This is a genomic window from Gemmatimonas sp., assembly GCF_036405635.1.
Lineage (GTDB): Bacteria > Gemmatimonadota > Gemmatimonadetes > Gemmatimonadales > Gemmatimonadaceae > Gemmatimonas.
The window spans coordinates 1-12,839 of the sequence record NZ_DASWXE010000140.1; the positions used below are offsets into that span (position 1 = coordinate 1).

Annotated in this window: 13 protein-coding genes; 5 read left to right on the top strand and 8 right to left on the bottom strand. The window is 64.5% G+C overall.

Going from position 1 to position 12,839, the window contains the following annotated elements; genetic code table 11:
- The 6 genes from VGE27_RS19560 to VGE27_RS11500 all read right to left on the bottom strand — a co-directional run.
- The coding region (locus VGE27_RS19560) for a FixH family protein (RefSeq protein ID WP_414653560.1) at positions 1–176 on the bottom strand (176 nt) is incomplete at its 3' end.
- The gene (gene ccoG / locus VGE27_RS11480; protein ID WP_331049794.1) at positions 173–1,609 is read right to left on the bottom strand and encodes a cytochrome c oxidase accessory protein CcoG; all 1,437 of its coding nucleotides are present in this window, start codon (positions 1,607–1,609) and stop codon (positions 173–175) included. The genes ccoG and VGE27_RS19560, both read right to left, overlap by 4 nt.
- A complete protein-coding gene (locus VGE27_RS11485) occupies positions 1,606–2,220 on the bottom strand; it encodes a cbb3-type cytochrome c oxidase N-terminal domain-containing protein (RefSeq protein ID WP_331049795.1) in 615 nt (204 codons plus the stop codon). The genes ccoG and VGE27_RS11485 overlap by 4 nt, the downstream gene beginning before the upstream one ends.
- Positions 2,221–2,222: 2 nt before the next feature.
- The gene (locus tag VGE27_RS11490) at positions 2,223–2,456 is read right to left on the bottom strand and encodes a hypothetical protein (RefSeq protein WP_331049796.1); all 234 of its coding nucleotides are present in this window, start codon (positions 2,454–2,456) and stop codon (positions 2,223–2,225) included.
- A complete protein-coding gene (gene ccoN / locus VGE27_RS11495) occupies positions 2,456–4,699 on the bottom strand; it encodes a cytochrome-c oxidase, cbb3-type subunit I (RefSeq protein WP_331049797.1) in 2,244 nt (747 codons plus the stop codon). The genes VGE27_RS11490 and ccoN overlap by 1 nt, the downstream gene beginning before the upstream one ends.
- A 135-nt stretch (positions 4,700–4,834) precedes the next feature.
- Positions 4,835–6,616, bottom strand: a complete 1,782-nt coding sequence (locus tag VGE27_RS11500; protein ID WP_331049798.1) for a methyl-accepting chemotaxis protein — start codon at positions 6,614–6,616, stop codon at positions 4,835–4,837.
- 152 nt (positions 6,617–6,768) lie between these two features.
- Here VGE27_RS11500 and VGE27_RS11505 point away from each other — a divergent pair, with 152 nt between their 5' ends.
- Together VGE27_RS11505 and VGE27_RS11510 are read left to right on the top strand one after the other, a co-directional pair.
- Positions 6,769–7,290: a DUF411 domain-containing protein gene (locus VGE27_RS11505; RefSeq protein ID WP_331049799.1), complete on the top strand. Its 522-nt coding sequence runs from the start codon at positions 6,769–6,771 to the stop codon at positions 7,288–7,290.
- A gap of 8 nt (positions 7,291–7,298) precedes the next feature.
- A complete protein-coding gene (locus VGE27_RS11510; protein ID WP_331049800.1) occupies positions 7,299–7,781 on the top strand; it encodes a GNAT family N-acetyltransferase in 483 nt (160 codons plus the stop codon).
- Here the strand turns inward: VGE27_RS11510 and VGE27_RS11515 are convergent.
- Positions 7,765–8,493 (bottom strand): lysophospholipid acyltransferase family protein, encoded by a 729-nt coding sequence (locus VGE27_RS11515; RefSeq protein ID WP_331049801.1) that lies wholly within the window; start codon positions 8,491–8,493, stop codon positions 7,765–7,767. The genes VGE27_RS11510 and VGE27_RS11515 overlap by 17 nt on opposite strands.
- A gap of 7 nt (positions 8,494–8,500) precedes the next feature.
- Complete coding sequence (locus tag VGE27_RS11520; protein WP_331049802.1) at positions 8,501–9,370, bottom strand: GNAT family N-acetyltransferase; 870 nt, start codon at positions 9,368–9,370, stop codon at positions 8,501–8,503.
- Positions 9,371–9,517: 147 nt separating this feature from the next.
- Here VGE27_RS11520 and VGE27_RS11525 point away from each other — a divergent pair, with 147 nt between their 5' ends.
- The 3 genes from VGE27_RS11525 to VGE27_RS11535 all read left to right on the top strand — a co-directional run bounded on the left by VGE27_RS11525 (position 9,518) and on the right by VGE27_RS11535 (position 12,837).
- Complete coding sequence (locus VGE27_RS11525) at positions 9,518–10,282, top strand: esterase family protein (protein WP_331049803.1); 765 nt, start codon at positions 9,518–9,520, stop codon at positions 10,280–10,282.
- A 113-nt stretch (positions 10,283–10,395) separates the two neighbouring features.
- Positions 10,396–11,622, top strand: a complete 1,227-nt coding sequence (locus VGE27_RS11530) for a dipeptidase (RefSeq protein ID WP_345788014.1) — start codon at positions 10,396–10,398, stop codon at positions 11,620–11,622.
- A gap of 45 nt (positions 11,623–11,667) precedes the next feature.
- Positions 11,668–12,837: a twin-arginine translocation signal domain-containing protein gene (locus VGE27_RS11535; RefSeq protein ID WP_331049805.1), complete on the top strand. Its 1,170-nt coding sequence runs from the start codon at positions 11,668–11,670 to the stop codon at positions 12,835–12,837.
- Positions 12,838–12,839: the final 2 nt, after the last annotated feature.

Here is a 12,839-nt window from a genome sequence, read left to right on the forward strand (position 1 = left end):
AGGTTGCGACGTTCCTGCGCCATGGTGGAATCGAACGCCACCGCCTTGGCGTAGTAGTTGGGCTCCACGGCAAAGGAGGGGTCGTCATTGGCAATGCGCATGACGGCGATGTTGGCCACCACCGTCGAGCCAAGGATGACGGCCACACCAATCGGCCAACCGATACCTGATTTCACAATGCCCCTCCGGGTGTCGGACCCGTGGGTCCGAGCAGTCGATACTTCACGGTTTCTTCGTAGCCGCGCGCATCACTCACGGTGATGTTCACCCAGCGTTCACCATGGATGAACGCCCGCGGCGGCAGCAGCACGAACAGGCTGGTGGTGCGGGTGGCACCGGCGTCCACTGGCAGTGGATTCTCGGGAATCACCACCGCAACTTCTTGCGGAGACAGCCCCGCATCGGACAGACCGTTCACCGCGATGGTGTATGTCATCGCCTCGCTGCGACGGTTGGTGAGCTTGATGCGCACCTGATTGGAGATGCGCCCGTCACTCTCCGTGGCGAACGGCCCGTCGAGGCCGCGCAGCACGGTGAGGTCGGCCGCTTCCTTGACGAACAGTGCGATGGCCAGACCCCCCAACAGCACTGCGAGTACGAGGGGATAGAGCACCGTGCGCAGACGCAGCCACTGCTTCGGCTTGCCGGCAATCGCATCCTGTGAGGAGTAGCGAATGAGCCCGGTCGGCTTGCCCACCTTTTGCATGATGTCGTCGCAGGCGTCGATGCACTGCGTGCAGTGCACACACTCCATCTGCAGTCCGTTGCGGATATCGATGCCGGTGGGACAGGTCTGCACGCAGGCATTGCAGTCGATACAGTCGCCGGCGTTAGGGTCTCGTGTCTTCGTCGCGTGTTCGCGCGGTTCACCACGTGTGTAGTCGTACGCCACGATGGTCGACTGCCGGTCGATCAGGGCCGCCTGCCAGCGTCCGTATGGGCACACGATGAGGCAGGTCTGTTCACGGAAGTACGTGAAGTTGAACCACACGATACCCGTGAACACCACCACGAACGCAAAGGCGGTCGGATGTGCCGACGGTGAATGCAGCATCCAGCGGTAGAGCTGGTCGGTGCCCACGAAGAACGCCAGAAACGTGTGCGACACGAACAACGCCATCAGGAAGAACGTGATGTACTTCGCGATACGGCGCGGGGTGAACCACAGGCCCTTCTTGTCGGCTGTGCGGGACGCGGAGTAACCGCCGTCGAACCACCGACCGATGGGGCGGAACAGGAACTCGAGATACACCGTCTGCGGGCACGCCCACCCACACCACGCGCGGCCGAACAGCGCGGTGATGAGGAAGATGCCCACCACACCGCTGCCCAGCACGAACATGAACAGCAGCGTGTCGGTGGGCAGAAACGTGAAGCCCATCAGCGTGAACTGCCGCCGCGGCAGGTCCATCAGGAACACGGGCTTGCCAAAGATTCTGAGATGCGGCGCAAGGAAAAACACCGCCATCAGTGCATACGCCATCACGCGGCGTCGCTGCCACCACGCCCCATGCGATGGCTTGGGGCGGATCCAGCGACGGCTTCCGTCTTCATTGAGGGTGGGGAGGACACGCCCCCCCACCCGGGGAGGTACTGCCTGACTGCTCACGGAGTGACCAGCTCTCCCTGCGGCGCCTTCGGGTTGGCAGGATTTGTCCCGCCCAGCGACACGACGTACGCCACGACCGTCGTGAGCTGTTCAGGCTTGAGGGACTTGCCCCAGGGCGGCATGCCCTTGGCCAGCACGCCGTCCACCACTGTCTTGTAGATGTCGGTGCTCTTTCCGCCGTGCAGCCAGTAGGCGTCGGCGAGACTCGGGCCGATCAGGCCACCTCCGTCCTGCCGATGGCACGAGGCGCAGTACGCATCGAAAGTCGTCTTGCCGGTGGCAAGCGCGTTCGGGTCGTGCGCCAGCGCGGCCAGCGCCGCTTCCGATACATCGCTGCCACTCGGCGCTGGATGGGCCGCCGCGTAGGCCTTCATGTCGGCCTCGTAGTCGGCAATCCAACCCTTGCCCGAGCCAATCGGGCCGATGTTGAACAGGTACAGCACCGAGAACACGATCGTGACCACGAACGTCGCCAGCCACCAGCGCGGCATCGGATTGTCGTATTCCTGAATGCCGTCGTACGTGTGATCGAGAATGCGGTCGGTGTTGCCACCCTTCGCTTTGGGCTTCGGTGCTTCCGACGCCGGGGCGCGATCTGAGGCATCACTCATCGTCAGCCCTCCTGTCGGCCAGCGTGTGCAACCACCTGCGCCACAACCTGCGGCATTGCCCGTGGCACCACCGTCCCTTCGTCGAACGGCAGACGTGACGCCGTATCGAGTTCGCCGCGCCGCGAGGGCATCCAGGTGCGGATGGCTACGGCGACGAACACGCCGAGGAAGAGCACGAGCGCGACCTGGGTGTAGAACGACAGTCCCGCGTGCGACATGATGTCGGAGAGTTTCATCAGTGCTGCGCTCCCGGCGCGGAGGCCGCGGACGTCGAGGTATTGGACGAAGTGGAGGTCACCTTGATGTCGCGGCCCAGGCGCTGCATGTAGGCGACGATGGCCACCATCTGCTTGTCTTCGAGACCGGCGGGGCCACCCTGTTCGAGAATGGCGGCGGCGATCTGCTTCGCCTGTTCACGCGCCATATCGGGCGCACGGTTCAGTGCCTCGCCATAGGGCACACCCACCATGGCCATCGCATCGACTCGACTCTGAATGGCGTCGAAGTCGAGCGCGGTTGTGCTGAAGTGCGGATAGGCCGGCATGATCGACTTGGCCGTGACCGCGCGCGGATCCTCGAAGTGGCGCACATGCCAGAGATCGGGATACTTGCCGCCTTCACGCGCCAGGTCCGGACCGATACGGCGCGAGCCCCAGAGGAACGGGTGCTCGTACACGGACTCGCCCGGTTTCGAGTATTCACCGAAGCGTTCGGTTTCATAGCGGAACGGGCGCACCATCTGCGAGTGGCAGTTGAAGCAGCCTTCGGCGATGTAGATGTCGCGGCCGGCGAGTTCGAGCGGCGTGTACGGCTTCACCGACGCGATGGTCGGCACGTTCGACTTGATGAGGAACGTCGGCAGAATCTCGAACAGCGATGCGACGACCACGGCGAGTACGGTCAGTGCCGTGAAGAGCATCGGCGCACGTTCCCACGCGCGGTGCCATTCCACCTGGTTGAAGCGTGCCCACAGCCCCATCGCCGGAATCACCGGATGGTCGGGCACGTAACGCGGCGCCAGCGGAGCCGCTTCGATGACCGGAACCTCGTAGCGCGCCGGGCGGTTCGCCCACGTCTTGAAGATGTTCCAGCCGAAGATGAACATGCCGACGATGTAGAACGTGCCGCCGACCACGCGCATCCAGTACATCGGCATCAGCTTGAGCACCGTCTCCACGAAATCGGGATACGCCAGGCGTCCCGTTTCGTCGAACGCGCGCCACATGAGCCCCTGCGTCACGCCGGCGCTGTAGATGGCCACCACGTACAGCACGATGCCCACCGATGCGATCCAGAAGTGCACTTCCATCGCGCGCTTGCTGTAGATCTCGGTCTGGAAGAGACGCGGCAGCAGCCAGTACACCATGCCGAACGTCATGAAGCCGTTCCAGCCCAGCGCACCCGTGTGCACGTGCGCGATGATCCAGTCGGTGTAGTGCGACAGGGCGTTGACGCTCTTGATGGAGAGCATCGGGCCTTCGAAGGTGGCCATGCCGTAGGCAGTGATGGCGACCACGAAGAACTTGAGGATGGGATCCTGCGCCACCTTGTGCCACGCGCCGCGCAGCGTGAGCAGGCCGTTGATCATGCCGCCCCACGACGGCGCCCACAGCATCACCGAGAACAGCATGCCCACCGTGGAGGCCCACTCGGGCAGCGCGGTGTAGTGCAGGTGGTGCGGGCCTGCCCAGATGTACATGAACACCAGCGACCAGAAGTGCAGGATGGACAGCTTGTAGCTGAACACCGGCCCTTCAGCGGCCTTGGGCATGAAGTAGTACATGAGGCCCAGGAACGGCGTCGTCAGGAAAAACGCGACGGCGTTGTGGCCGTACCACCACTGCATGAAGGCGTCCTGCACACCCGCGTAGATGCTGTAGCTCTTCAGCGGACCTGCCGGCATGGACAGGTTGTTGAAGATGTGCAGGATGGCGACGGTGACGATCGACGCGATGTAGAACCACAGCGCGACATAGATGTGTCGCTCACGACGGCGGATCAGTGTACCGAAGAAGTTCACGCCGAACGCCACCCACACCACCGCGATCGCGATGTCGATGGGCCATTCGAGTTCCGCGTATTCCTTGGCCTGCGTGTAGCCGAACGGCAGCGTGAGCGCCGCGGCCACGATGATGGCCTGCCATCCCCAGAAGTGAAACTTGCTCAGCCCATCGGAGAACATGCGCGCCTTGAGCAGGCGCTGCGTGCTGTAGTAGCAGCCGGTGAAGAAGGCGTTGCCGGCAAATGCAAAAATCACCGCGTTCGTGTGCAATGGCCGCAACCGACCGAAGGACAGGAACGAGGTGTTGAAGTTGAAGATGGGATTCGCGAGCTGCAGCGCGATGAGCAGTCCGACCACCATGCCCACCACGCCCCAGATCAGCGTGGCAAACAGGAATTTCCGGACGATGTCATCGTCGTAGGAGAAGCGGTCCAGGGTCGCGGCTGATGGAGCAACCGCGCTTGGTGCGGAGGTCATCGAAGGCCCTCAGGGGTGCAAAAGGAAATGAGGCAGTGCCTGGAGTGTAGGCCGCTGCCTCATTTCTTCCCGTCGGGGGGGAGATGGACTTACGTCGGGGAATTCCCGATGTGATGCAAGGCTATCCCTGTCGCCTCATGCCACGCGTCGCACGGTGCGTGCTTTCGTGTGCGCATTCGCACGCGCATGATGTGGTTGATCGCTGACGATGAACCGCTCCACCTGTTCACGCTGCGTCTGTGCCTGCGCCATCAACTCCTGCGCCGCACCCGCTGACTCTTCGGCGTTCGATGCCACTTGCTGCACCGTTTCGTTCAGCGACGTCACGGCATCACGAATGCCGGTGAGACCACGCGCCTGCGAGTCGGTGTCGTTGGCAATGACATCCATGACGGTGTGCACCGACGCGATGCGCTTGGAGAGCTCGAGCAGCTGACCCTCCACTTCCTGCGAGATGTGCACGCCACCTTCCACCCGCTGCACGGCCTGCTCGATCAACTGCGCGGTGTTGCGGGCCGCTTCGGCGCAGCGCATGGCCAGCGCCCGTACTTCGTCGGCCACCACCGCAAAGCCGCGGCCGGCCTCGCCCGCCCGGGCCGCTTCCACCGACGCGTTGAGCGCCAGCAGGTTGGTCTGGAACGCGATCTCGTCGATGGTGCGCACGATCTTGGCCGTCTCGCGGGCCGCGTCCCGGGTGCTGTCCATCGCCGTCATGAGCCGGCTCACCCCACCCACGCCGGACACCGCCGCATCATTGGCCCGGGCCGTGGTCTCCCGCGCCGCCCGCACATTGCGCGAGGTCGCTTCACCCAAAGATGCCAGTTCGACGATGTTGGCGTTGATCTCCTCCAGCACCGAAGCCTGATCCGACGTCATCTGGGCCAGGCTGTCGGAGCTGTTCGCGATCTCGCCTGAAGCGGCATCGATCTGCGTGGATGCACATCGAAGTTCTGCAATGGCTTCACAGAGGCGCGAAAGTGCGCTGTTCATGTCGCTTGAGGTCTGGTCGTACTCCGAGCCAAACCCCGTCTGCGCCTCGCCCGTCAGATCGCCGTCACGCATTGCGGCAATCACCGGCGTGATCGAATCCAGGAACCGCTGCGTGTTCTGACGGGACGCCTCGCTGTGCCGCCACAGCGTCTCCACCGTGGCCGCGCCCTCCACCATCCGGCGCGAGATCACCGAGAACGCCCCACGCAGGTCGTCCGACGCATTCACCCGCATCGACCGGCGTTCGGCCACCGCCACACCCAGCTCGGCGCCATGCGTTTCCAGCGTCTCCAGTGCGTGGATCACGCCACGCACCGCCGCCGCCACGCCCTTTCCTGCGGGCACCACGTCCAGCCGACCCTCGCCCACCGCTTCCAGCGATTCGAACACCTGCTGGGTGGTATTGGCCTCCGCCTCGAGCTGACGGGCCAGGAATACCAGCACGCCCGTCTCGAACACGACGAACAGTGCATGCACCGCCACGATCAGCACGCCGTGCTCACTGTGGTTGAGCAGGAACACCCCCACACCCGCCCCCTGCAGCGCATGGAAGGCCACGTGGTGCACCGCGATGAACGCGGCGGCTGCCACTGGCACCCGCCAATCCCGATAGGCCAGCAGGAACGCCAGGGATGCGAACACATGGAAATGCATCTCCACTAGGCCGTGGGCTTGATGGATGAACAGCGCTGAGAAGCACATGAAGGCGATGCCGACCAGGAATCGGGTGGACGGAGCGCCGGCCCGGGCCCGGGTCAGCCAGAAACTGGCCAGCGACAACGGCACACCCACAACGAGGGCGGCGGTCCAGCTTTTATAGATAGCCCCGAGCAGCAGGGCGAACGGCAAGTGCGCGAGGAGCACGATGCCCAGCAGGCGGTCTGCGGCGTGCCGGCTGCGATCGAGAACGGTGGAGTGCGAAATCATCGAAGAGTGCAGGAAACAGAGTGGTTGCTCCTTGATGAGTATCGGCCGTGTGTTCGCTGGCTTGACCGGTGCCTTTTCCACCCGGAATCGCATGACGGTGTGCGGATCCCGGCCCGGGAACCATCCATTCCGTAAATCGCTATACTTCCACCATGTCTGCATATCTTCCCAACTCCGACCTGGGACTCGGCGCCAAAGACGTCGCCCAGGATCGCCGCGCCTTCCTGCAGCGCGCCGCCACGCTGGTGGGCATTCTGGCCGTCGGCCGCACGGCTCTGGCCCAGCCGGCGGCTCAGCCCGCCGCCATGGCGATGACGGTCTACAAGGACCCGAACTGCGGCTGCTGCTCGCAGTGGGTGGACCATGTGAAGAAAGCCGGATTCACGGTCACGGTGCGCGACTCCGACGACATGCCGGGCGTGAAGGCGTCCTTTGGTGTGCCGAGTGCACTGCACTCGTGCCACACGGCGCGCGTGGGCAGCTACGCGATCGAGGGCCATGTGCCGGCCGACCTCATCGTGAAGCTGCTCAAGGAGCAGCCCGCTGGTCGCGGCCTCGCCGTGCCGGGTATGCCGGTGGGCTCGCCGGGCATGGAGATGGGCTCCCGTAAGGATGCCTACGACGTGCTGCTGTTCGACAAGGCCGGCAAGACCCGCGTCTACGCTTCGCGATAACGCCTGCCGTGATTTCTGATCAATCGTCGGGCATCCTCGTACATCACGCCGAGGAAGCGGACATCCCGGCCATCGTGGCGCTGAACAATCTGTATGCGCCCGATGGTCTCACACTGATGCGCAGCGAAGCGTTCGTCACCAGCCACCTGCAGGACTATCAGGTGGTGCGGTCGGGGGACGGGCAGGTGATCGGGCAGGTCGCGCTCGATGAATACTCACCGTCATTGGTGGAGCTGGTGTCGCTGGCGGTGGCGCCCGACACCCAGGGGCGCGGACTGGGGCAGGTGCTCATCAACGCCGCCGAACATTTGGCCCGCGAGCGGAATTTCCCCGAGATCTTTGCGATCTCGCTGGCCGAGCCGCTGTTCCTGCGCATGGGGTACTCGGAATCCACGATCGAGAAGTACCCCGAGAAGATCGCGCGCTATCGCTCGATCTCGCGATCCGAGTTGTCGATCGGTCGCAAGTTCTGCTTCAGGAAGCGGTTGTGAGTTGCGGGGGGCGGGTTCGGGGGTGAACGGCCGGGTCACGGGTTCCGAGTGATGCGGTGATGGCACCCGCCACGGTGCGTGCGGCAATGGCGTTACGTGCAGATGTGGTGGCGAGCTTGCGCGCGGTACGTGTGAGCGGCTGAGGGGCAATCGCTGGTGCGACGTGCAACGTCATGCGGGCATCGCGCAGTGCAAAGACGCGCGGAATGTTCGCCACCAGGGTTTCGTCGCCAATCCAGCACAGGGCGTGCAGATCACCGCTGCTTGCCGATGCCGTGATGGCCATTGGCACCACCGGCACACCGGCCCGCACCGCGCCCTCCACCAACCCCGACTTGAACGGCAACAACGCGCGGCCGTCAGTGGTGGTGCCTTCCGCGAAGAGCAACACCGACGTGCCCGATGCCAGCGTATCCTGCAGCACGGGAATCGCCCGCAGCAGATCGCGTTTGTGGTGGCGGTCCACCCAGATCACACCCACCGCATCGCCAAGCCAGCCCACGAGCGGCCAGCGGCGCACATCGTTCTTGGCCACGAAGGTGCAGCGCTTGCGCGCGAGCACAGCCACGATGTCCAGCCACGACAGGTGATTCGCGATCACCAGCGTGGCTTCGCGTGGCCACGCCCCACGCACCGACACGCGCACGCCCATCACCGCGAGGATGCCGCGGCACAGCGCACTCACCATCCCCAGCGCAAACCCGTTCTGCATTCGGTCCTTATCCGAAGAACGACTGATAGACACGCGGCTCCATCGCCTGACTGTCGAGCAGCACGAGATAGTCGGTGGTGCCGAACTCACGATCAAACGCCGGCGCGCCGCAGATGCGCGCGCCGAGTGCGAGGTAGCCGTCGAACAGCGGCGGAAGCGTCGTCCTGAGCGCCTCGGCCACCGCCTCCGCCTCGCCCGACGGGCGCTGACGGCCGTCGTCGGCCAGGGCTCGCACCGCTGGACGCGGTCGCACCAGCACCTGATCGTGCAGCGCCGATCGGGCATGCAGGGCCCGCCAGGTGTTCACGGCATGGGTCTCGTCGAGCCCGGCAATGGAGCAGCAGCCGAACAGGAAACGCTTGCTGTTCCACTGCAGGTACCGCGCGAGCCCCTTCCACAGCAGGCGCAGCACGCGTCCCGACCGGTGGGCCGGTGCCACGCAGGCCCGGCCGATCTCCACGGCTTCGGCGAGAATGGCGCCCGGTACGGCGCCCAGTTCAAACAGGGTGGCGCTGTAGAAGCCGTGACGGGTGGCCGCCATGACCGCCGTCTGCAGACGATAGGTGCCCACCACTTCGCCGCTGGTCCGGTGCACGATCATCAAGTGATGGAACCACGGGTCCCGCTCATCCGCGTCCCGTCCCTCGGCGGCGGCTGTACTGAGCCCTTCCTGCAATTCTTCGTTGAAGACGCGATAGCGCAGCGTCTGCACAGCGTGGAGATCGGCGCGGGTCCAGGCAAAGCGCAGATCGTAGGCACCGGCGGCAACGATCCCCGGAGGGATGGCATCACTGTGGTGCGGGAAGACATCGAGGTCGGTCGGGGCGGCGAGCGGTACGCTCACAGTCGCAGCCCCCACGAGCGGTGGAGTCTCCATGGGCATCACGCTGCCGCCGCAACGCAACGGCGGCGTGTCGGGGCGAACACGGGGATGTCACTTCGGAGAAACGGTCCGGCTCGCACGGGCACGCCTTACGACCGTTCCAGACTGGCCACCGGCAATTCCTACAGCGAGTTTCCCCGGATGGCCCCACAGTTTGTTGATCCGGCGCTGCCCAAGCGCATCGACCGTTGGCGCAGCCCCGCGCTCGGTCTCGAGATGCCCATCGTGAGCTATGGCTGGCGCGGTCAGCCGGTGCTGCTCTTCCCCACGGCCGCGGCCGACTTCCTCGAGAACGAACGGTTCTGGCTCATCAAGGCCATCGAGCCGCTGCTGCAGCAGGGACGTATCCGCGTCTTCTCCATCGACTCCATCAATCGCCTCGCGTGGATGGAACGTGGCATCTCGGTGCCGGAGTGCGCGCGTCGACAGGCCCTCTATTCCCGCTATGTGGAAGACGAGGTCGTGCCGTTCATTCGCCACGTCGTTGGCGATGCAGGCGCACGCCCCATCACCACGGGCGCGAGCTTCGGCTGTTTCCATGCGGCCAATTCATTCTTCCGCCGCCCCGATCTGTTCGGCGGTGTGATCGGCATGAGCGGCTTTTACGATCTGTCGCCGAGCTACTTCATGGGGTACTCGGATGACAACTGCTACTTCAACAATCCCATGTGGTATGTGGCAAACACCGAGGGCTGGGCGCTCGATCAGCTGCGCCACCACTCGCGCATCGTGCTCACCAGCGGACAGGGCGCATACGAACGGCCCGACATGACGCGTGACTTCCACGACCTGCTCGACCGCAAGGGCATCGGCCACCTCTACGAGTTGTGGGGGCACGATGTGAACCACGACTGGCCGTGGTGGCGCAAGATGCTGCCGTACTATCTGGAGCGAATCGGATGCTGAGTTCTTCCGCTGTACGTTGTTCACGACTCGCATGGTGTGCGGGTGTGCTGGCGGCCACGCTGTCTGCTGCTGCACAGCCGGTGGCGGCACAGACCGCGCGCGCTGGCATCGCCGTGGCGCCCACACCCACTGGCCAGCCGCTGCGCAACGCCTCACTGGAGCAGCGGCTGGCGCATGTGCGTCGCCTGCTGCGCGCCTCGCCACTTATCGACGGTCACAACGACCTGCCGTGGGCGATGCGTGAGGACAAGCAGAAGCCGCTCGACGTCGTCGACTACAACCTGCGTCAGACGCGGGGCATGACGGACATCGCGCGTTTGCGCAAAGGCATGGTGGGCGGGCAGTTCTGGTCGGTGTACATCCCCGGCGAGATCCGCGATTCCGGATACGCGCGCGTGCAGCTCGAGCAGCTCGACATCGCGCGCCGTGTCATCGAGCGCTATCCCGATGTGCTCGCTCCCGCCTACACGGCGGCAGATGTACGAAAGGCGTACACACAGGGCAAGATCGGCTCCCTGATGGGCATGGAGGGAGGTCATGCTATCGAGAACTCTCTCGGTGCGCTCCGTTCGTACTACGCCCTCGGCGCGCGCTACATGACGCTCACCCACAACGTCACCCTCGACTGGGCCGACGCGGCTGCCGACAAGCCCGTGCACGGAGGACTCACGGCGTTTGGCAAGGAAGTCGTGCGCGAGATGAACCGGCTCGGCATGCTCGTCGACCTGTCGCACGTGTCCCCCGGCACGATGAGCGACGCACTCGATGTGAGTGAAGCGCCAGTCATCTTCTCGCACTCCAACGCGCGCGCACTCACCAACGTGCCACGCAACGTGCCCGACTCCATCCTCGCCCGCATGCCGAAGAACGGTGGCGTGGTGATGGTGACCTTCGTGCCGGGTTTCGTGTCACAGCGCATCGTCGACTGGGGTATGCAAAGGGATTCCATCATCAAGCAGTACCCCGGTGATACCGACGCGCAGTTCAAGGCCTTTGCGGCGTGGCGGCAAACCAACCCGGTGCCGGCCGCGGTCATCGGTGATGTGGCCGATCATCTCGATCACATCAAGAAGGTGGCTGGTTCGGCGCATGTGGGCATTGGTGGTGATTTCGACGGCATCACGGAAACCGTACAGGGCCTCGAGGATGTCTCGAAGTATCCCGACCTGTTGGCGGAACTCGTGAAGCGCGGTTGGACCGATGCCGAACTGCGCGCGCTGGCCGGTGAGAACATTCTTCGCGTGCTCACGCGCGCCGAAACGATCTCCACGCGCCTGCGCAAGGAACGTCCCGCCAGCACCAAGACCATTCAGCAGCTCGATCGCAAAGTCGTTCCCTGATCCCGGCTGACCTCTCCGTTTTTTTCCCTCCTTCATTCCCGCCCAATGACTCTCGATCGCCGCACCTTCCTCAAGTCGTCCGCCCTCGTGGGCGGCGCGATCGGCCTAGGCATTCCGGCTGCCGCGCAGGCATTCAACGCCGACGGTGTGCGTCCGCAGGCCTATCGCCCCGAAACGGGTGAAGCCCAGCCCAAGCCGCTGCGCATTCTCATTCTGGGTGGCACCGGCTTCATCGGACCGCAGCAGGTCGACTACGCGCTGGCCCGCAAGCATCAGATCACCCTGTTCAATCGCGGACAGAGCGGCAAGGGACTGTTCCCGAACGTTCCGCGCATCGTGGGTGATCGCAACGTGGCCGGCGGCCACGATGGCCTCAAGAAGGGCAACTGGGATGTCGTGATCGACAACCCCACGCGCAATCCGCAGTGGGTGCGTGGCGCCGGTGAAGCGCTCAAGGGACCCGTCGGTCAGTACATCCTGGTGTCCACCATCTCGGTGTACAACGACTACTCCAAGCCCGGCATGGACGAGAATGGTCCCATGCATGCGCCGGCCGCGCAGGAGAACTGGGCCAGCAACGACGGCAACTTCTACGGGCCCAACAAGGTCCAGTGTGAGATCGATGCGAAGGCGCAGTTCGGTGCCGACAAGGTGACCATCGTGCGCCCGGGTCTCATCGTGGGCCCCGGTGACCTGAGCGATCGGTTCTCGTATTGGCCGGTGCGCATCGACAAGGGCGGCGATATCATGGCGCCCGGTATTCCGAGCGATCCGGTGCAGTACATCGATGTGCACGATCTCAGTGAATTCATCGTGCGTCTGGGTGAGAACCACACCATCGGCACGTTCAACGCCACCGGCCCCAAGTCGCCGACCAACATGGCCGAGATGCTGTATGGCATCAAAGCCGTGACGTCGAGCGATGCGAAGTTCACGTGGGTGCCGGCGGACTTCCTCGCGCAGCACACGGTGCGCGCGTGGTCCGACATGCCCGTGTGGCAGCCGGGGCAGGGGCGCACGGCCGGCTTCATGGCGGTGGACTGCAGCAAGGCTTACGCGGCCGGTCTCACCTGCCGTCCGTTGGCCGACACGGCCAAGAGCACGCTCGACTGGTACAAGACCCGTCCCGCGGCCGAGCAGGAAAAGCTTCGTGCCGGTCTCGCGCCGGACAAGGAAAAGACCGTGCTCGCCGCCTGGCGCGCCAAGAACGGGTGATC